Consider the following 20546-nt stretch of genomic DNA (forward strand, 5'->3'; position numbering starts at 1 on the left):
GCATTCTGCTATTTGTGACAAATAAATATTACTGAACTGTAACCTCATCCAGGAAGAACCAGGCCGGATAACCTACTCCATAATGCCAGGACGGACAGGTTTTAACACCTTCAATCTCCACTTTTATATAGCGGGCCGTTACAGGAGAAGGGACATCGCACTTGACTCCTACAAATTTCACCTGTACGGAACGGTCTTCCTCCAGGCTCTTTTCGCCGAACGGCTGCCAGGTCTTATTATCTGAAGAGATAGAATAAGTTACTTTTCGGGGAAGTAATATCCATGCCCCCAGCTGGTGAAGGAAGTCACTTTCAACCGAACGGACAGGCATGTCTTTTCCCAGATCGAGGATAAAGGAACCATCGATCCCCTCCCATCCTATCCAGCTTTCCACGAAAGTGGTTCCACCAAACAGTTCATCGGTCAGGGCTGCCTCACCTAAAGTTTTATATTTACCGGACGGTTCCTGCAACCAGATAATCTTCGCACCCTTTGCCTGGTTCTTTGCCTTGCCGGGCAGATAACGCTCAGTATATAGTTTACAATATTCAGCCGGCGGATTGTTTCGTTCATTCAGGGTCGGAATATTGAACTCGCGCGTACGTTCTTCAAACAGAGCCAGATTGGCTTTTACCTCTTCCAGGTCGTGATTTCCTTCTGCACGTGCTATTTCCAGTCCGGCATATTGCAACGGCAAACGGGATAACCGTACCCGTTTCAACAGAACGGGATCGTCAGCAACCGCTTGCTCTGCCTGGTCGAACAATTCGTTATAACGCTTACGGCAATTCGTATTCAGCATACCATCCTTATGCGTAACCGGCGAGTCATAGATCCAGAGACGTTGTTTACTGGCGAGCAAACCGCCTTCCAATAGTTTCTCATATTGATAGATATAGGGAGATGCTACCCCATAATAACCATCCATAAATGCACGCATCAGTGAATCGGCATTCTGATAAGGGTTCCACATCAGCTTACTGACCATATAAGCGCGCATCTCCGGGAAATCTCCGCCCTTCGATCCTCCGATCTGCGAAAAATGCATGGTAGCATGGTGATCTTTAAATAACTGAATATTCTTTTGCAGGATCGGGAAATTCGGGAAAGGGGAAACGTAATTATCAAAATTGATTCCGTAATCCCATACAAATATATTATTACTGATAGCAGACCAGCCTTCCATCGCTTTCATAAAATCCTGCCCGGAAGCATTGTCTGTTAACGGCACTTCGCGATCACAGTCAATATCGCAAAGCATGATGTTGACATTCGGCAGTGGCTTGACATGTTTGGGCGGATGCATGGTATATAAATAAGCCAACGTCGAGAATTCCTTATCCGGAAAACGGGCCGCCAGTTTATTCAGGAAATGGATCAGACTACCGGACGGACCTCCCTCCTGTTCGTCGAGCGCCTTACATGACGGACAACTGCAATTGGTAAAATTACCGTCGTTCTGGCTGACGGAGATCATATTCTTTCCAGGATTGGCTTTAAAGATCGAATCAATCTTCTGCGCAGCCATCTCGAATACTTCCGGGTTGGTCAGACACCACTGGCTGGCTTTCCCGGGGCGGCGTTCGCCATTGATGAACGAATAATATTCGGGATGCGACTCTCCATATACGTCCGAAGGAAGAATACGATCGAACGTATGTACCCACATTCCTCCGGCAAAGACTTCGGATGGTTCTTCAAAACGGAACCATAATTTATAGACAGGGTCTTCCCGCAAGGCATAGCACTGGCTTTGGCGGTAACGGAAGGCTGGATTCTCCGCACGGTCCAGTTCCGGAATAACCACAGTAGAACGTTTCTCCAGCCTATAAGCATCAGCACTATAATAGGCTACTCCGAGATAATCTTCCAGCAAAGTTACGGCTCCATAGATATTTCCTTTATCGCCGCCACTGCTGATATAAACAATTCCATTATCTGTTTTCAGGCGAAATCCGTCTTCAGTCAGGCCGGAGGTATCTTTTCCTCCAATCACGATATCTCCTTTACGGGGGGATTTATCCGTCAGTACAGGCAAAGAAGCTCCGCTTATCCGTTGCACAAAATCCTGCAGAAGAAGTGCCGCCTGATTATCTACGGAATTATCCTTTTCTATCAGAATACGGGATACAGGTTTACCCTCTTTCACTACAGTCACCTGGGCTTGCAGGCAGGTGGCTACAGATAAAAGGAATGCAGTACATAGGTTTAGTGTTCTCATGTTCATAAGTGTTTAGTAGCTGTTTTTACAGCTTTTGTATGATTCCTATAAATTCTTCATTCGTTATATCCAGTTCTGGCTCTTTGTAATTCACATAATCTTCAAAATAATCACTAGCGATATCGGCAACGATCTCTTTCCCTTCCAGGCCATAGGAAGAAACCAAATCCTCCACCTTACTTCTTATCTGCCGGATCACCTGCAAACGATCTTCATATCGATCCGGTTTTTCCATATCTGTAACATGTTCATTACGGGCAATCAGATATACGACTGTGTAAAATTTATCTACATTACCGAACACTGGGATAAACAACGCTTTTTTATCTTCCGGCAGAGCAGCCAGAAATTCTTGTATCTTAGTCATAATTCTCTTTCAATTAAATTCTGTAGGACAAATCTACACAAAATATCCCTGACTCACGAAAACACACTGACACATTTTTGAGAATCCGTAAATTAGGTAAATATATCCTTGATTCTGGTACAAAGCCGCTTGTTGTAATCCGGTAATTTTGTAATGTGAAATTAATAGAGAATGACATTACCTAATTAAACATTAAAAGTATGGCAAGAAATTCATTCCGGAAACTACGTATTATAATGGTCGCATGCTTTTGCATCATGGGAAGCTTATTCGTTGCAAGCTCCACTAAAAATGTTGTTACAACGACAGACATATCCGAAGCGACAAGTACTCATTTAAAAACTGATATAACAATGAACGAAAATCAGAATTTAACGCAGGTGTGGGACAAAGTGTTCCCACAAAGCGACAAGGTTGATCACAGTAAAGTGACCTTCCGTAACCGCTACGGTATTACGCTCGTAGCAGATTTGTATATACCTAAGAATGTCACCGGCAAACTGGCTGCCATCGCCATCTCCGGTCCATTCGGTGCCGTAAAGGAACAGTCGTCGGGCCTCTATGCCCAGACACTTGCCGAGCGCGGATTCCTGACTATTGCATTCGATCCTTCGTATACGGGCGAGAGTAGCGGTGAACCCCGATATGTAGCATCGCCCGACATCAATACAGAGGATTTCAGTGCAGCAGTCGATTACCTCTCGACACGCAATGACGTCGATCCCGAACGTGTCGGTATCCTCGGTATTTGTGGTTGGGGTGGCATGGCACTCAACGCAGCAGCTATCGACACCCGCATCAAGGCAACGGTAACTTCGACAATGTACGACATGAGCCGCGTCAATGCCAACGGCTATTTCGACTCGATGGATGCCAATGCCCGTTACGAACTCCGGAAACAACTCAACGCCCAGCGAACGGAGGATGCGAAGAACGGTACGTATGCGCTTGCCGGTGGTGTAGTCGATCCGCTGCCTTCCGATGCTCCGCAATTCGTGAAAGACTACTATGACTATTACAAGACCGAACGCGGTTACCATCCCCGTTCACTCAACTCGAATAATGGTTGGAACAAGACCTCGTCCTTGCCGTTCATCAACATGCCGCTGCTCTCTTATAGCGACGAGATTCGTAGTGCCGTACTCGTAATGCACGGTGAGAAAGCTCACTCCCGCTATTTCAGTGAAGATGCTTTCAAAAAACTAAAAGGAGATAATAAGGAGCTGATGATTATCCCGGGAGCGAACCACGTAGATTTATACGATCGGATGGACGTAATACCTTTTGATAAGTTGGAAATATTTTTCAATAAGAATCTATCCAACTGAACCACGGATGAAAAAATCTATTAACTTTAGGGCCTATAAACGAATTAAAAATCTGATATTCCGACTAAAATTAACGCATTATGATTAAAAGAGAGAAAAGTATTGAACTGCTGAACAGAGCAGTAGCTGATGAAATGACAGCAGTCAACCAGTACATGTATTTCCACTTCCGTCTGGATGATATGGGATATGACTTGTTATCAAGCCTTTTCAAACGTACTGCCATTACTGAAATGATGCACGTAGAACGCCTTGCCGAACGTATCCTGTTTCTGAAAGGTGAAGTAGAAATGAAATGCTCCGGCCCGGTAGAAAAAATCCACGATGTAAAAGCAATGCTCGAAAAAGCGGCAGAAATGGAAACCGGAAGTGTAGACGATTACAATGCATGGGCTAACGAATGTGCCCAACATGCAGATTCTGCTACCAAAAAGGTATTTGAAGGTTTGGTTATCGAAGAAGAAGGTCATCTCGACCAGTTCGAAACAGAAATCGAAAACATGGAAAACTTCGGTGCAAACTATCTGGCATTACAATCTATCGAACGTAGTAAAATTATTTCTTCGGGTGGCACTCCGGCAGAATAATGATAAAAATAAAAAAGAGACTTGTCAAGAGTCTCTTTTTTGTTTCATCCTATGATAGCTTTTATAAAACAATAGACAAAATATCCGCAAAGCGCCATCTTCACCACGACACTGAGCAGGAATCCGATAAACGCTCCTATTCCGGCTTTAAAAGCATCTATAGACTTTTTACCTCCAAGCAATTCGCCTATCACTGCACCGGCAAACGGTCCGAACAATATACCCCAGGGAGGAAAAATGAATATCCCCGCAATCGTCCCTATCACACAACCCCAGTTACCCCATTTACTTCCTCCGCCATACTTTGTACCAAGTACCGGGGTCAGATAATCCAGCAACTGCACTACCACGACTAAAACTCCCCATATAACCAGTTGAGTAACGGAGAACTGCACTTTATCCGTAAAATGAAGCAACCAAAGTCCCAAATAAGACAAAGGTGGTCCCGGCAGAACGGGTAAAAAACACCCCGCCAACCCGACCAGCAGGCAAATAGCCCCTAATATGATCAAAAAGATATCCATCTCTTCCCGCTAAAACTGTTCCAGAATCTGAATCCGTTTCTCTATCGGCGGATGCGTTGCAAACAAACCGCTCATTCCACTCAATGCACTCTCAGCTTGCTTTCCCGGATGCTGGATGAATAACTGGGCGACATCATCACGCTCGACAGCCTCGATATCTGGATCTGCTGAAATCTTCCGTAACGCACTTGCCAAAGCTAACGGATTCTTTGTCATCTCCGCCGATCCGGCATCCGCCAGATATTCCCTTTTCCGGGAGATGGCAAAACGCATCAATATGGAAAAGAAATAACCGACCGCTGCCACCAACAAAACCAGTAGCATCAGCAGAACGGCTCCGTTCTTTTCATCTCTCCTTCTTGAAAAAGAAGAATAATAAGCCGAACGCATAGCCAGCTGCGCCACCATCGCGAAGATGCCGACAAACACAATCGATATGATAAGCAGCCGTACATCATGATTACGGATATGCGACAGTTCGTGAGCGATCACTGCTTCCAGCTCCTGATCATCCAACTTATCGATGATTCCCCGCGAAAGTGTCACCGTATAGCTCCTCTCATTAATTCCACTGGCAAAAGCATTCAGAGAATCATCGTCTATCACATTGATTTTCGGCATCGTCATACCTTGACTCATACAGAGGTTCTCTACCAGATTATACACCCGTTTGTTTTCCATACGGCTCAAAGGCCTGGAGCCGGTCGCTGAATTGATAATACTCGTATTGGCAAAATAAGCAATCAGAAACCAAATCAGCACGCCACCCAGCACATACGGTGCGATCTGTACGAAAAAGCCCATAGCCAACTGCATCTGTGTAACCTCCCCCGGCATCCGATAGTCTCCTCCGCCACCGCCGAGAAGCATCACATACAGATAACAAAAAAGCAACACCAGCACACAGACCAGCACCGGAAAAAGACAAAGCAAGAGCAACGAACGAAAATTATTCCTGCTCTGCTGTGTTTGTATACCAACGTATTGCATACTTAGAATTCAATTTTGGGAGCTTCTTCCAAAGTGGCCCGTTGTGCGCCCAGATCGAACATGATCTCCTTACGGAATCCAAACATTCCGGCGATCAGATTGGACGGGAATGTCTCCACTGCATTATTCAGCTCTTTAGTAGCCGAATTGAAATAACGTCTTACAGCAGACAATTTATTTTCCAGATCGGCAATTTCTTCCTGCAACTGGAGGAAGTTCTGATTTGCTTTCAGGTCGGGATAAGCCTCCAAAGTGATCTTCAACCCTGCCAATGCAGATGACAACGCATTTTCCGCCTTGATCTTTTCGTCAATCGTATGAGCGCTCATCGCACCGTTACGCGCATTGATCACCCGTTCAAGCGTATCTTTTTCATGGGCAGCATATCCTTTAACCGTTGCAACTAACTGAGGGATCAGATCGTGCCGTTGCTTGAGCTGCACATCTATATCCGCAAAAGCATTTTCACGGTTGTTCCGCAGCTTGACCAGCGAATTATACAACGAGATTATCCACAACGCCAGCACGACAATTACTACAATAGAAACTATTAGTACCATTTTCTTTCTTTATTATATAAGTTAGAATCTGCCCAAAGATATAAAAAGTATTTTGTAGTCATGATTCTTCGCCCGATATTTGTAATTCAATACAACTATTTCAGTATCATTTGCTCATCCGCAAAATAGTTTCATCCCAAATACAACCAGGCTGGTACGCTGCTATTACAGGAAGCTAAACAGATGATCATTTAATCAAGATTTAATATCAAACTCCTCTTTTTTCCCGACAGATTTTAATACCTTTGAAGCCACATAAAAATAAAAGTTGGAGATGATACAAAAAGAACTGATCGACGACCTGCAACTTAAATGGGGTCGTATACAACAGGCAATGCAAGCACAGCATGCAGATGCCTGCCTGCTGAGTGTAGATGTAAACCTGTATTATACAACCGGACGGATTTTCAGCGGATATTTCTATCTGCCTGCAGAAGGAGCACCCTGGTTCTTCGTCAAACGTCCGAACGGCCTGACCGACGATCATATCGAATATATCCGCAAACCCGAACAAATAGCCGAGATATTCGCCGCCCGCGGTATCCCGATGCCGGAAAAACTGTTACTGGAAGCCGACGAGTTGACATACAACGATTATATCCGCCTGCAATCCATATTCAACCCGAAAGAAACAGGTAATGCGACCACTCTGATGAGAACCCTACGCGAGATCAAAACACCCTGGGAAATCTCGCAGTTCTGTATCTCTGCCGAAAAACATGCCAAGACATACTCGGAAATTACCGAATGTTTCCGTCCGGGAATGACCGACCTCGAATTTCAGTATGAAATAGAAAAACGCATGCGCCAGAACGGTTCGATCGGAATCTTCCGTGCATTCGGGGCTAACATGGATATCTTTATGGGAAGCATCCTGGCAGGTGAGAACGCAGAAGCTCCCTCTCCTTTCGACTTTGCCCTGGGAGGCAACGGCATGGACGCATCCTGCCCGCTCGGAGCTAACGGCACAATCCTGAAAGACGGGACAGCCATCATGGTAGATATGGCAGGTAATTATACACCGTATATGACCGACATGACCCGCGTATTTTCTGTCGGTAAACTGACGGAAGATGCTTATCGTGCGCACCAGACCTCATTAACGATACAAAATGAAATAGAAAATGTCGTCCGTCCGGGTGTCGTCTGTTCGGAATTATATAACATTGCTGCCGGTATCGCAGAGAAAGAAGGATTTGCCGGAAACTTCATGGGAACCAAACAGCAGGCTAAATTCGTCGGACACGGTATCGGTATCCAGATCAACGAGCTTCCGGTGCTGACTCCCCGTTCCAAAGAAGAGCTGCAACCGAATATGGTATTTGCCCTCGAACCTAAATTCGTCATTCCGGGTGTAGGAGCCGTCGGTATCGAGAACAGTTTCCTGGTTACCGAAACAGGTATCGAGAAACTGACTCATTTCGAAGAAGAGATCATTCAATTACATTAATTAATAAACAATAAAAGCACATGAAAAAGACGATTACTTTTCTGCTTCTACTGGCATTCATCATTATGCCGGCAAAAGCTGCAGATGTAGAAAATGTAAAACCGGTCAAGAACGTTATTCTTCTGATACCGGACGGAACTTCACTGGCTACCGTTTCTATGGCACGCTGGTTGCAATGGTATACCAACCCGGACAAACCGAACCTGAATCTGGACCCGTACCTGTGCGGTACCGTACGTACACACTCATCAAACGCTCCGATCGGTGACTCTGCTCCGACTACTTCCTGCTACATGACAGGCTATCCGAGCCGTACCGGCTATGTCTCTACTTATCCGGAAAATGACGGTGACAACGATATCTATCCGACCGATCCCGAACGTGCTTTCCAACCACTTACAACTGTGTTGGAAGCCGCAAAAATAACACAGGGTAAATCGACCGGTCTTGTTTTCACCTGCGAATTTCCTCACGCTACACCGGCAGACTGTTCCGCCCATAGCTACAACCGTGGCAAATATGAATGGATCGCTCCGCAGATGGCTCATAACGATCTGAATGTAGTGATCGGTGGTGGTGTTTCCCTCCTTCCGGAAGAAAGTGAGGCCTACCTGAAAGGTAACGGATACGGCGTATTCAAAAACGACATCAACGGTATGCGCAACTATAACGGCGACAATATGTGGGCTTTATTCGCAGACCGCGAAATGGCTTACGACATCGACCGTGACCCGGCTCAACAACCGGACCTGGAAGAGATGACCCGCATCGCTATCCAGAAACTATCCAAAAACCCGGAAGGTTTCTTCCTGATGGTAGAAGGCAGTAAAGTAGACTGGGCCGCTCACGCAAACGACCCTGTCGGCATGGCTACAGACATGTTGGCTTACGACCGTGCCTGCGGTGCCGCACTCGAATTTGCCCGCCAGAACGGTGAAACAGCCGTTATCATGGTTCCTGACCACGGAAACAGCGGTATCAGTATCGGTCGTGCCGACTGCAAAGGATACGACAAACTAACGAAAGACCAGTTATTCCACCAGTTCTCTCTGTATAAACTGACGGCAGAAGGATTCGCTAAGAAAGTAAACAGCGAACCAAATTCGGAAGTACAGAACATCTTCCGTGAATATGCAGGTTTCGAACTAAGCCCGGAAGAACTGGATGCTTTGAACCATTGTAAAGACTATAAAAACAGTCCGATCCCAGAAGCCGAACGCAAAACTGAAGGCAAAGGTTCACTGTATAGCGGTTCGCTGACCTCTTTCATGTCGAAACTGCTTACCTCAAAAACCTGTTTCGGATTTACCACCGGCGGTCATACCGGCGAAGATGTCTTCCTGGCAGCCTATCATCCCGACAAGGCCAGCCTGCCGATCGGTATGCATACCAATATCGAACTGAACGCCTACCTGTGCGCTTTGTTCGGCATGGACCGCGATAAGCTGGATGAACTTACGGCAGAGAATTTCGCACCTCACACAGAAGTATTCGAAGACTACCAATGTGAGATTATCCCCGCTAAAGATGAAAAAGGTTCTCCTTCATTAGTCGTGAAGAATAAGAAGAAACAGATCAACATCACACCGTTCAGCAATATCGTTACAATCGGTAAGAAAGGACAGGAAGAAGTCCGGCTGAATTCAGTCGTTGTCTATGTAGATAAGAACAATACATTCTATCTCCCGACGAAGCTGGCAGATTATCTGAAATAAATATAAAGCGGAGACTATTCGGTCTCCGCTTTTTTTATACTTTTGCAAGAAAGACAGATTATACACAAAATGAAAAGTAAAAGTTTAGTTTCTATCGATCAATGTTCCAAAGAGGACATTCTTCGTATTCTGGATAACGCCAGGAAGTTTGAGGAAAACCCGAACCGAAAGGTGCTGGAAGGCAAAGTTGCTGCCACCCTGTTTTTTGAACCCTCTACACGCACGCGATTAAGCTTCGAAACAGCTGTCAACCGCCTGGGCGGACGAGTGATCGGATTTCAGGATGCCTCTACGACCAGTTCTTCCAAAGGGGAAACACTGAAAGATACGATCCTGATGGTCAGCAATTATGTCGACCTGATCATTATGAGACACCATCTGGAAGGTGCAGCACGCTATGCTTCGGAAGTAACCGATATTCCAATCATCAACGCAGGAGACGGAGCAAACCAGCATCCCTCGCAAACCATGCTCGACCTGTATTCGATCCAAAAGACACAAGGAAAACTGACCGACCTGAATATCACAATGGTGGGCGACCTGAAATATGGCCGTACGGTACATTCGCTGATCGTCGGCATGTCGCACTTCAATCCTACTTTTCATTTCGTGGCTCCGGACGAACTTCGCATGCCGGACGAATACAAGAATTTCTGCGACGAACACGGCATCAAATATTACGAGCATACCACTTTCGACGAAGAGGTGATCAACCAATCCGATATCCTTTACATGACCCGCGTACAGCGCGAACGCTTTACCGACCTGGAAGAATACGAACGGGTGAAGAATGTGTATATCCTGCGTAACAAAATGTTGGAAGGAAGCCGCGAAAATCTCCGTATCCTCCACCCGCTGCCCCGCGTAAACGAGATCGCTTACGATGTGGATGATAATCCGAAAGCCTACTATATCCAGCAGGCACGCAACGGATTGTTTGCCCGTCAGGCTATTATTTGTGAAGTTTTAGGTATCAATATTTAATTCTGATAATCATTATGTCAGTAGAAAAGAAAAGAGAATTGCAGGTTGCCGCCCTGGAGAACGGAACTGCTATCGACCATATTCCTCCCAGCCAGTTATTTAAAGTCGCCAAATTGTTGGGACTTGAAAATATGGACAACACGATCACGATCGGCAACAATTTCCAAAGCAAGAAGATGGGTTGTAAAGGCGTGATCAAAATATCCGATAAGTTCTTCGAAGAAGATGAGATCAACCGTATCGCACTGATCGCTCCGAAAGTGATTCTGAACATTATCCGCGACTATGAGGTTGTAGAGAAAAAAACGGTTACTTTGCCGGACGAACTGGTCGGACTGGTTAAATGTAACAATCCGAAATGTATCACCAATAATGAACCGATGCCGAGCCGTTTCGAAGTGATCGACAAAGAGAAAGGCACGATCAAATGTCATTATTGCGAACGCAAGATCAATAAAGAAGACATTATTATTAAATAAGTTTGTATGAAGCAAGACTGGAAGCCCGGTACCATGATCTATCCTTTACCGGCCGTAATGGTTAGTTGTGGCAGCGAACCTTCAGAATATAATATTATAACTGTGGCGTGGGTCGGTACGATTTGTACCAATCCACCCATGTGTTATATATCCGTACGTCCGGAACGCCATTCGTATCCGATCCTAAAAAAGAATATGGAATTTGTGATCAACCTGACCACACGCGAGTTGGCTTATGCCACCGACTGGTGCGGCGTTAATTCAGGAAAAGATCATCATAAGTTTGAAGAAATGGGACTGACGCCGGGTAAAGCAACATTGGTGAATTGCCCCACCATCGAAGAAGCACCGCTTTGCATCGAATGCCGGGTAAAAGAAGTGGTTGCACTGGGTAGCCACGATATGTTCATCGCCGATGTTCTCAATGTCCAGGCGGATGATAAATACCTGGATCCGCAAACAGGTGCATTCGATATGCAACGGGCAGACCTGCTGGCTTATTCGCACGGTAAATATTATGGATTAGGTGAGTTTGTAGGTAAATTCGGCTGGTCTGTAAAAAAGAAAAAATAAGCATATGAAAAAGATTCTCCTTCTATTGCCGCTGTTCCTCCTTTGCATTTCAGTCCATGCACAGAAGTTCATATATATTGAGGATAAAGCTTTCAACTTTGGTGCAAAGGTGGGAGTCAATTCTACATTCCCGATCATTAACTCATTGACAATAGACGGTGTCGAAGCCGAAAATATCCGTCTGCAATATAAAGTCGGTTATCAGGCCTCTTTCTTTTGCAGGATCAATATCGACCGCTTCTTTATCCAACCGGACCTGACATGGTCGCGCAAGCAAGGAGATGTTCTTTTTTCATTGCCACAAGCTACCGAATCAGACCAGGCAGCCGGAAGTATTTCGGAAACAGACCGGCTCCAACTAAAAACGACTTCACTGGAAATGCCGGTCATGATCGGTTATTATCTTGTAAAAGAAGGTCCTTATGCCCTCAGCCTGATGGTAGGACCCAAAGTGAAATACAACTACAAGTCACGTTATACGACCCATTTTTCTGAAGTCACCAACGAATACATCAATAACAGTACACCGTTCGGACTGGGTATTGCCACAGGGCTGGGCGTGAGTATCTGGCGTCTGTTTTTCGAATTCACTTACGAATTCGGGCTTAACAAGGTTGAGTCCGATTTTAAGGACAAATCCTCGTTAACCCCGATAGAAAGAAATATCTCGATAGACAAGCGGACCAATATGATGAGCTTCTCGCTCGGTTTCCTGTTCTGATTCGTTTGATTCTTCTCCGTCTATTTTCCGCATATATCCTTGAAAGGACACCAGGCACAGGCTTTTTCCGTCATCGTCTGCACGAACGGAGTTTCCTGTCCGAATATCTCATCCAGACAACGGCGCAGTTCCGCTTCAAAGTCGGCCGAATAGACAGAGAAATCCGTTACCGGCTCTGTTTTCATCCGCTCCACGCGCCGGCTCACAGCTGCATCGAACGAATCGGAAAAGAGCGTACGCATATAATAAATTCCCGGCTGAAGGGTCTTTCCTGCAGGCACGTCGCCCAGCATCCACGAGTACATGAAAACCTGCATCACGGCTTTGGCACGGTCTTTATCTTCTTTATCGAACAGACTCTCTATAGAAGTAAATACCGAAGTCCCACTCCCACTCTTATAATCGATGATGCGGACCGTATCACGCACCTCATCGATCCGGTCGATAAAACCTTTCAACTGGATTTCCGTCCGACCGTCACCCAGGGTAAACAGGCGGTTGATCTTCCGCTCCGATTCGATATAACGGAAAGGTGTCAGTTTACTGTCACGCTCCAGTATCTTTTCCACATATTTCCGGATCATCTCACCGATCAGAAAGTTCTGCCCCGTCAAAGGACGTACGACATCCGACATGAAAAAGATCTCCGCAAATGCCCGTGCAATAGCACCGGTCAGGACAGGTGTATCTTTCTTAATCGCCTTCAGTAAATCGGCTGTTACCATCTTTCCGCAAAGAGGCATGTACAACTCTTCCATCACTTTGTGCAAGATACTTCCGAACACATTGCTCTCGATCGTTTCACTGACCTCCTCTTCCTCCTGTATACCTTCGACCACCGAAAAATAGAACTTCAGCGGGCAATCCAAATAGGTATTGACCGCACTGGCAGAAATGGCCCTGTGCCCTCCTTTATGGAAAGCCTCCAACCGTTGCATCACTTCGTCCGTTTTCCGGACCTGCAAAGCCGGGGTTTTCGCGGACGAGACATTATAGACGACCAGTTTGTTCTGCAACGGCTCTTCATAATGGTAGTGCAGCTGATGGACAAAACGGCTGACTTCGCCTGTCTGCAAACCATTACTGCGGGTATCGTAGAGCAGGCTGACATGGCTCGCCCGATAAATCAGACGATAAAAATGGTAAGCCCACACACTGTCCTGATGCTCATAAGTGGGCAGGCCGAAACCTCTTCGCAAGTTATAAGGGATAAACGAGTTGGCCGCTTTCCTGAGTGGGAATATACCCTCATTCATGGAAAGGATGATCAGCCGGTTGAAATCCAGTGCACGGGTTTCAAGAACTCCCATGATCTGCAGACCGGACAACGGTTCGCCCCGGAAAGGGATAGTTATCGTATCGGTCACCCGTTTGAGCAGGCGGAAATAGGTGTCGATCTTCATCTCGATCCCGGCATCCTGCATGATCTCTTTCATACGGTTGACGGTCGTGAAGTAATGGAAGATAAATTCCTGCTCCAGGTCGTTGGTGCGCTGGGTGGCATCTTCTTCCTCTTCACCGGAGGATGATAAAGCGTGCATCACCTTATTCAGTTCCTGCAGGACATTGATCAGGTAATCGGAAAAAGTATTGACATCTGTTACCGGCAGGAAGAGGACGGACAAAAGAGGCGTCTTTCCCAGATCGGCGGCAGAAATATAGATCTTGTTGTTTTCCGCAATATCTTTCACCAGGGCATTGACCGTTTCCGGACCGGTCGAACTGATATACCGATGGTTCAGGATAGGCAGCACGTCACGGAAATAGAAAACCGGCTGACGGTCTACATAACGTACATTTTTCTGCAATGCCAGGATATACTCCATCAAAGAAGCGACTGGCGTACCTGCCAACGGATACCCCATCGTCACATTGATACGGCGTATCTGTTCGGGAATGGCATTCAGTACCGGAATAAGCAAATGTTCATCAGGCAGGATAACGGCTGTACGCAACGCTTCCTCGGGCGACATTTCATCCTCCTTGCAAAGTTCGTTCAGCAATGTGTACACCTGTTTTGCCTGACCGATACCGGAAGGAATACCGATCACCTCAATCTGTGTTTCCGTTTTTTCTTCCGGAGGAAGCGGATACTGCGACGGGAAGTTTTTAAGATTCCGTTCGACAAAATAGGACGCTTTATTATCCCGGTCCGTCACTTTATCCGAAGCATAATCCCAATAAAAATCAGCGATTCCCCGTTTCTGCAACTGCATCAGGAAACGTTCCTCCGCGACAGACAAGGCATTCAGACCGACAAAGACCACCTTCAGATAAGGCAGGTCACAACAGTCATCCTGCTCCATCTGTTCAACGACTTCACGGAAGATCATACCTTCATAGCCTCTTCCCTCCGCCGCCAACGCTTCACGCAGATCGGTGTACAACGTATACAGGATTTTCCAGACAGCCAGAAATTCTTCCTGGTTCGGAGAATCTCCCTTCGGATAGAAAGACGACCAGAATGTACGGATTGCCGCAATCTGATCTTCATCCAGGAAATTGAAATCGTTCTCTATCTCCCGCAGGTCCGTCACATTCGTAAACAACATGCGGGCATCTGCCATATATTTATCGACATCATCAAAGTCGTTCAACAGCATTTCCCCCCAATAGAGGAACTCGTCAAAGGTTTCCGTCGAGCCGCTATGCCGGATATAGATATCGTACAGCATGAACAGCATATTGATCTTATCTGCCGCCTGTTTGCCGCTCAACTGCACAAACAGGTCGTTGATGGTCAGGATCGTCGGAGAGAAAAGCGGCTTGTCCGCCACCTCCGAAAGATATTTTTGAAAGAACAGGCCTGTTCGCCGGTTAGGGAAAACAAATGCCAACTTACTCACCTCTGCTCCGTATTGCTGATAAAACAAAGAGGCTACCTGGTATAAGAATGGTGTCATATCGATTCAATCCTTTCCAGTTCCTCTGATGTAAAACTAATATTATTCAACGCCTTCAAATTATCCAGTAACTGTTCTACCGAACTGGCTCCGACAAGGACGCTCGTTACACGATCGTCTTTCAGCAACCATGCCAACGCCATTTCTGCCAACGTCTGCCCACGTTCCATAGCCAACTCGTTCAAGCGACATATCTTGTTTATTTTTTCCTCTGTCACCTGCTCACGCTGCAAATGTCCTGTCGACCTGGCAGCCCTTGAGTTTTCCGGTATTCCGTGCAGATATTTATTGGTCAGCATCCCCTGTGCCAAAGGAGAAAAAGCGATCATGCCTACTCCTTCTTTCTTCAATAAAGGTAACAAATCAGGTTCCGTCCAACGGTCGAACATGGAATAACGTGCCTGATGAATCAGGCAAGGAACACGATATTCTCTTAATACGGCCAGTGCCTTTTCCGTCTGTTCGGCATTATAGTTTGAAATGCCCACATACAATGCTTTCCCCTGGCGGACAATATCCGCCAAAGCCCCCATTGTTTCCTCTATCGGTGTTTCCGGATCAGGACGGTGGGAATAGAAGATATCCACATAATCGAGTCCCATCCGTTTCAAACTCTGATCGAGACTGGCTATCAAATACTTCCGGCTACCCCAATTCCCATACGGACCGGGCCACATATCGTAACCGGCTTTTGTCGAAATAAGCAGCTCATCCCGATAAGCTCCCAGTCCTTTCTTCAGAATCCTGCCGAAATTTTCTTCTGCAGAACCATAGACTGGCCCGTAATTATTCGCCAGGTCAAAATGGGTAATCCCGTTATCGAAAGCCGTATGGGCAATCTTGATAAAGTTATTGAAAACATCCACACTGCCGAAGTTATGCCATAACCCCAGAGAAATAGCTGGCAATAAGATACCGCTGCGTCCACAACGACGATACGTCATCTCCGCGTATCTGTTTTCATTTGGTGTATATATACTTTCCATGGTGCATTTTATTTCTTACAAATGTATATAAAAATTGCATATCGGACACAGTCTTTTTTTAGTGTCGAACATAGTTTTGCACAAATCAACTATCATACTATCATATTTTCGGCATACTAATTGAATTTCATACAACACAAACATGATAGTTGCCCAAAACAACTATCATGCAACTATCATAAACTGTCATTCAACTATCATTTTGGCCCTTTTCATCGAAAAATAAGGTATCCAAAAGCATTACAAAACAGGCTATTTTGCACAGAACATACTCTTTTTTTCAGCAATACTATGTCTTATTTAGCAGAAAACAAGCAGAAATCTTCTCCAAGTCTCCCATCTGAATGCCATTTACACCCCCATCTGAACGATGCTAAGACCCGGGTCTTGAAGGTGTCGAGACCCGGGTCTCAATAATATTTAGTAAGTATGTTATTGAAAATAAGAAGTATACTTCGTGAAAACAAACAGGTATTTTTATGATAGTATGACAGTACAAATTCATACTATCATATATACTATCACAGAGTAAACAACATGAATTTCAATGTATTCAAAACATAGAATGATAGTATGACAGTTACTTTTTCAATCTATTGATTATAAAAGATCACCACAAAATAATCATCTTCTTTGCTTCCGTTGCTTCTTTAGAATTATCAGTACTTACCGCTGCGCGATAAATATAAACACCCGGACGCACATGAGTTCCCGAATTATTTCTCAAATCCCAGTCTATCGTATAGTCTTTGAACAGTTCGGAAGAACCTGTCTCTTCATGCTTCCAATGCAGACGACCTGTCATGTCGTATACCATGATACCTACTTTCATCCGGGATTCCGGACGGTTGTGCGTAATATGAAATTCGACATTTCCCCTCGCAGGTGTAGGAGTTGCGATCACATTGGTGATGAAAGGTTTTAGACCTTCAACAACATTAAAACTAAATGTATAAGTAGCCGAATTATTCATGATATCCCAAATTTTGAATTCTGCATGATGTAAACCCGGAGTTAAAACCGGAATACCGAATTTCACCATACCTTCCCCATCACTACCTATTATATTTTCATAATAGCTATTGAGAATATAACTACTATTCGGATTATTATCTATAGACAATGTAATACCATGCCCTATACTGCTCTCTGTTATATTGATTCCACTTTCATCCCACACTTTTGCATAGAAATAAGGAGTAGAATTCACATCACCACCATCAATAAAAGTAGTATCGTTCAAAAAGAGTGACCGTATTTCCGGAGGCATATTGTCATCTTTCGGATTATCCGAAGTCCCAAAAACAGAGAATTTCTTAAACGAGCCGCTTGCATCCCTTTTACTTTCACTTTCATAGGCATACATAGTTATTTTTCCGTTTTTACCAACTTTGTAAGATATGTCTTTAGGTACAAAAAAAGATATCTTGAACCTTCCGTTCCGTACAGAGTCACTGCCTAAAAAAATCGTATTGATATAATCTTTATATCTGATTTTAGGAACAGAATCCCGATATAGAGGTTTCCCATCTTTTTCACCATACTTAAATGAAATTTTATTATTACCCATAGTTTCTTTTTCATCAAGTGCGTCAAACACCCGGACGTTCAAAACTCCATTAAAATCCGACAGTAAATCGTCAGAGGCAGTGCAGACAATTCCTTCCAACTCTACTTTATCCTGTGACTTAAACTCAAAAGAACTATCAGCCACGTCTTTTCCATTGATCGTACTTAACCTGAGCCGATATTTAGGGTAAGATAACTTCAATGCCGGGTCACCGATCAGACTGAAACCGAGCTTGCGAAGTGATGGTTTCTGCTTAGAACTTAAAAAAATATCTCCTAGCGCCTTTCTCTCATTATCCGATCCAAACAGTTCCTTAACCAAATTCTCATTGATATTCTTATTATCTGGAGAAAAAGCTACACGGGTAGTTGTAAACAAAGCAATTCCTCCGCTTACTTTATTCAGGAAAACATCTTCTCCGGCTGAAGTAGCAACCTGATCAAACGGACAGAAATCGCAGGATGCAGTGATCCATATCGGTAAATGCTTATAAGTGGATTGAATAATATCGCTTTGAGTGATCACAGCCTCCTCGCTTAATGATTTAGCACTACCATGTCCGGTATAATTCAACATGAAGCATCCTTCTTTTAATGTCTTCTGGATAAGCGGGGGAATATCCGGATAGGAACTTTTACCTGACCGGTCCTTTTTAAAAGCATCAAAAAGTATCTTGGTTGAAACATATTCAGCATGATTCTCTTCTAATGTATCAGCCAATTCATCCGCATACTTTTGATGGTAAGTAGCATATTGATCAGCGTTACTTCCATCATCACCTATAAAGCAAACCTTATTCTTCCAGTCGCCAACGGGAGCATTCATATAAGAGATCACTTTATTCACAGCATTCCGGGCTTCAGTGATTGTCCGGACCGGAAAGCGTCCTATTCCGATATCTATTATGTCATTACTAATATTCACGCCTTCATTATCATCCAGTAGTCCAAAATAATCATCAACCACATACGAAGTATCATCTAATGATTCATTTGTCTGATAAGTCAACAACATATTATTTTTCATACCTGAAGGAAAAAGTTTCCATTCACTGGAAACAAACCGGTTATCATAGGCTCCATCTCCAAAAAGTAATAAATATTTAGGTGCGTTCGACTGTTCATTTTTGCTTCGGTCATAAAACATTTTCATCAGACGTCTGTAAGCTGTAGCATCCGGCGTTCCGCTGGAAAACTCATTATAGATTTCTTCTGGGGTAACAACCAGGATATTCTCCAGTTGATCATGCTCTTCGTGTGCTTGTTTCAATCTTTCCGCTTCACTCTTAAAGGCAGATGGAGAAATGATCACCATATCTGCCTGTCGTAAAGCATGTAAATTTTGCTCTGCTACCTTTTGGCTATTATTCGCACTGATAACAGGAACAGAGTTGTCCAGCCTGAAAACCACAAACTCTCTCAACCGATCCTCTTTAGGAATAACAAATGAGAAATTGCTTTCATTCAACACTCCTTCAATTATCCGAGGATTTAAAGCATCAGTCACATCAAGTACAATCGTATTCGCATCAGCATTCTTTATTGTAAAACATGATTTATTTCCTATCGATGAGAGAGTTCGGAAGAACGTCGGTTGACCATAGACTTGCAAAGACCTCTGCAACTGTATATAGATATAATCCAGATAAGCCGTATTATTCCCTTTCTCTGAATAATCAACTTTGACGGAAAAACTATTTTCTTTTCTACCTTTCCAAATTCCATAGGCTTCTGCCGACCGGGCTTTTATATATTCATAAAGATCCAAATTAGGCGATACACCATTGATATAGCTCTTCACAACCTCTTCCCCATTAATTGAAAGAACAAAATTTTTTGCATCGTTTGTTTTAGCTATTAAACGACAGTCAACAAAAGCATCTGTATCCAATATACCTTCTACCTTTTCAAAAGGAATAGAAACAGTGGAATACAGCGATTCACCAAAAAGTTCACGCCCGGACTTATTAACCGAAACCAAATCTTTCTCATGCAAAAGATAATCATCAAAATAGTCAAATTCTATAGTAGCATCTTTCGTTTCAGATGGGACAATATCCATTTCTTTTACCTCTGAAGAAGTGGTAAGAAAATAATATCCGTAAAGGGAATAGGGATTATTGGTATGTACAAATTTATTTCTTTTACTGTCTTTTCTATAGCTCACTTCTTTATATTCCCATTTCGTCGTTCCTCTTCCATAAAAAAGTATATAATTATCCTTTCTCAATACCGGAACAGCAGGCAGATCATCCACATAGGGTTTGGTAAAATCTTCCTCCAACGGCCAACCGCCATAGCCATAGACTGCGACTTTTGAAGGATCGTCGAAACCCATATTCTTCAATTCGGAATAAGTCAGTTTATATATTCCGTTTTTTTCGATCTGTATTTTCACCCAGTGTCCTTTGCTTAATACAGAATTGTCCGTATAGCGTCCACTTGCTTCCAATGAAAAAGAAAGGCAGAAACAAAGTAAGAATGCAATACTAGTTATTGCCGAGAATCTTTTTTCGTGTAGCTTCATATTTTCAACTATTCAATGATCTTTTAACGCTTTCTGTTTTGATTTATTATAAAAGAGCTGGA

The 20546-nt window shown here is 44.2% G+C and carries 16 protein-coding genes; 8 read left to right on the top strand and 8 right to left on the bottom strand.

Annotation, left to right across the window (positions count from 1 at the left end):
* Positions 1–28: 28 nt before the first annotated feature.
* Together DWX23_RS03460 and DWX23_RS03465 are read right to left on the bottom strand one after the other, a co-directional pair.
* Positions 29–2221 (bottom strand): DUF4838 domain-containing protein, encoded by a 2193-nt coding sequence (locus DWX23_RS03460; RefSeq protein WP_122373499.1) that lies wholly within the window; start codon positions 2219–2221, stop codon positions 29–31.
* A 25-nt stretch (positions 2222–2246) separates the two neighbouring features.
* Complete coding sequence (locus DWX23_RS03465) at positions 2247–2588, bottom strand: hypothetical protein (RefSeq protein ID WP_122360261.1); 342 nt, start codon at positions 2586–2588, stop codon at positions 2247–2249.
* A gap of 200 nt (positions 2589–2788) precedes the next feature.
* Here DWX23_RS03465 and DWX23_RS03470 point away from each other — a divergent pair, with 200 nt between their 5' ends.
* A complete protein-coding gene (locus tag DWX23_RS03470; RefSeq protein WP_233587480.1) occupies positions 2789–3916 on the top strand; it encodes an alpha/beta hydrolase in 1128 nt (375 codons plus the stop codon).
* Between the two features lie 80 nt (positions 3917–3996).
* The gene (locus DWX23_RS03475) at positions 3997–4503 is read left to right on the top strand and encodes a bacterioferritin (protein ID WP_122351471.1); all 507 of its coding nucleotides are present in this window, start codon (positions 3997–3999) and stop codon (positions 4501–4503) included.
* A 44-nt stretch (positions 4504–4547) separates the two neighbouring features.
* Here the strand turns inward: DWX23_RS03475 and DWX23_RS03480 are convergent, their stop codons facing one another.
* From DWX23_RS03480 to DWX23_RS03490, 3 genes are read right to left on the bottom strand one after another with little or no spacing between them, the layout of a single operon-like run.
* On the bottom strand, positions 4548–5027 hold the full coding sequence (locus tag DWX23_RS03480; protein ID WP_122373410.1) for a DUF456 domain-containing protein: 480 nt from the start codon (positions 5025–5027) through the stop codon (positions 4548–4550).
* Positions 5028–5036: 9 nt separating this feature from the next.
* A complete protein-coding gene (locus DWX23_RS03485) occupies positions 5037–6017 on the bottom strand; it encodes a M48 family metallopeptidase (RefSeq protein ID WP_122360264.1) in 981 nt (326 codons plus the stop codon).
* A 2-nt stretch (positions 6018–6019) separates the two neighbouring features.
* Positions 6020–6577 (bottom strand): LemA family protein, encoded by a 558-nt coding sequence (locus tag DWX23_RS03490; RefSeq protein WP_122360265.1) that lies wholly within the window; start codon positions 6575–6577, stop codon positions 6020–6022.
* A gap of 274 nt (positions 6578–6851) precedes the next feature.
* On the opposite strand from DWX23_RS03490, the gene DWX23_RS03495 reads away from it, so the two are divergent.
* The 6 genes from DWX23_RS03495 (at position 6852) to DWX23_RS03520 (ending at position 12499) form a co-directional block, all read left to right on the top strand.
* Positions 6852–8027 carry a Xaa-Pro peptidase family protein gene (locus DWX23_RS03495; RefSeq protein WP_122373411.1) on the top strand — a complete coding sequence of 392 codons (1176 nt, stop codon included), beginning with the start codon at positions 6852–6854 and terminating at the stop codon, positions 8025–8027.
* Between the two features lie 20 nt (positions 8028–8047).
* On the top strand, positions 8048–9742 hold the full coding sequence (locus DWX23_RS03500) for an alkaline phosphatase (protein ID WP_122373412.1): 1695 nt from the start codon (positions 8048–8050) through the stop codon (positions 9740–9742).
* Between the two features lie 69 nt (positions 9743–9811).
* Positions 9812–10726, top strand: coding sequence for an aspartate carbamoyltransferase (gene pyrB / locus DWX23_RS03505; protein ID WP_122360268.1), 915 nt, complete (start codon positions 9812–9814; stop codon positions 10724–10726).
* Between the two features lie 14 nt (positions 10727–10740).
* Positions 10741–11205, top strand: a complete 465-nt coding sequence (gene pyrI, locus DWX23_RS03510; RefSeq protein ID WP_122351489.1) for an aspartate carbamoyltransferase regulatory subunit — start codon at positions 10741–10743, stop codon at positions 11203–11205.
* 6 nt (positions 11206–11211) lie between these two features.
* On the top strand, positions 11212–11778 hold the full coding sequence (locus DWX23_RS03515; RefSeq protein WP_122351490.1) for a flavin reductase family protein: 567 nt from the start codon (positions 11212–11214) through the stop codon (positions 11776–11778).
* A gap of 4 nt (positions 11779–11782) precedes the next feature.
* Positions 11783–12499 carry a porin family protein gene (locus DWX23_RS03520; RefSeq protein ID WP_122373413.1) on the top strand — a complete coding sequence of 239 codons (717 nt, stop codon included), beginning with the start codon at positions 11783–11785 and terminating at the stop codon, positions 12497–12499.
* 20 nt (positions 12500–12519) lie between these two features.
* Here DWX23_RS03520 and DWX23_RS03525 read toward each other — a convergent pair whose 3' ends face one another.
* The 3 genes from DWX23_RS03525 to porU form a co-directional block, all read right to left on the bottom strand.
* Positions 12520–15402, bottom strand: a complete 2883-nt coding sequence (locus tag DWX23_RS03525; RefSeq protein ID WP_122373414.1) for a PD-(D/E)XK nuclease family protein — start codon at positions 15400–15402, stop codon at positions 12520–12522.
* A complete protein-coding gene (gene mgrA / locus DWX23_RS03530; RefSeq protein ID WP_122351493.1) occupies positions 15399–16388 on the bottom strand; it encodes an L-glyceraldehyde 3-phosphate reductase in 990 nt (329 codons plus the stop codon). Before mgrA ends, DWX23_RS03525 begins: the two co-directional genes overlap by 4 nt.
* 610 nt (positions 16389–16998) lie before the next feature.
* Positions 16999–20484, bottom strand: a complete 3486-nt coding sequence (gene porU / locus DWX23_RS03535; protein ID WP_122373415.1) for a type IX secretion system sortase PorU — start codon at positions 20482–20484, stop codon at positions 16999–17001.
* Between the last annotated feature and the right edge of the window lie 62 nt (positions 20485–20546).

This window comes from Parabacteroides sp. AF18-52, assembly GCF_003479145.1.
Lineage (GTDB): Bacteria > Bacteroidota > Bacteroidia > Bacteroidales > Tannerellaceae > Parabacteroides > Parabacteroides faecis.

Bases quoted from the DNA above. Each gene is read 5' to 3' on its own strand.
- pyrB (WP_122360268.1), top strand. From the start codon at position 9,812: ATGAAAAGTAAAAGTTTAGTTTCTATCGATCAATGTTCCAAAGAGGAC.
- DWX23_RS03470 (WP_233587480.1), top strand. From the start codon at position 2,789: ATGGCAAGAAATTCATTCCGGAAACTACGTATTATAATGGTCGCATGC.
- DWX23_RS03485 (WP_122360264.1), bottom strand. From the start codon at position 6,017: ATGCAATACGTTGGTATACAAACACAGCAGAGCAGGAATAATTTTCGT.
- DWX23_RS03465 (WP_122360261.1), bottom strand. From the start codon at position 2,588: ATGACTAAGATACAAGAATTTCTGGCTGCTCTGCCGGAAGATAAAAAA.
- pyrI (WP_122351489.1), top strand. From the start codon at position 10,741: ATGTCAGTAGAAAAGAAAAGAGAATTGCAGGTTGCCGCCCTGGAGAAC.
- DWX23_RS03460 (WP_122373499.1), bottom strand. From the start codon at position 2,221: ATGAGAACACTAAACCTATGTACTGCATTCCTTTTATCTGTAGCCACC.
- DWX23_RS03475 (WP_122351471.1), top strand. From the start codon at position 3,997: ATGATTAAAAGAGAGAAAAGTATTGAACTGCTGAACAGAGCAGTAGCT.
- DWX23_RS03520 (WP_122373413.1), top strand. From the start codon at position 11,783: ATGAAAAAGATTCTCCTTCTATTGCCGCTGTTCCTCCTTTGCATTTCA.
- DWX23_RS03495 (WP_122373411.1), top strand. From the start codon at position 6,852: ATGATACAAAAAGAACTGATCGACGACCTGCAACTTAAATGGGGTCGT.
- DWX23_RS03515 (WP_122351490.1), top strand. From the start codon at position 11,212: ATGAAGCAAGACTGGAAGCCCGGTACCATGATCTATCCTTTACCGGCC.
- DWX23_RS03490 (WP_122360265.1), bottom strand. From the start codon at position 6,577: ATGGTACTAATAGTTTCTATTGTAGTAATTGTCGTGCTGGCGTTGTGG.
- porU (WP_122373415.1), bottom strand. From the start codon at position 20,484: ATGAAGCTACACGAAAAAAGATTCTCGGCAATAACTAGTATTGCATTC.
- mgrA (WP_122351493.1), bottom strand. From the start codon at position 16,388: ATGGAAAGTATATATACACCAAATGAAAACAGATACGCGGAGATGACG.
- DWX23_RS03480 (WP_122373410.1), bottom strand. From the start codon at position 5,027: ATGGATATCTTTTTGATCATATTAGGGGCTATTTGCCTGCTGGTCGGG.
- DWX23_RS03525 (WP_122373414.1), bottom strand. From the start codon at position 15,402: ATGACACCATTCTTATACCAGGTAGCCTCTTTGTTTTATCAGCAATAC.
- DWX23_RS03500 (WP_122373412.1), top strand. From the start codon at position 8,048: ATGAAAAAGACGATTACTTTTCTGCTTCTACTGGCATTCATCATTATG.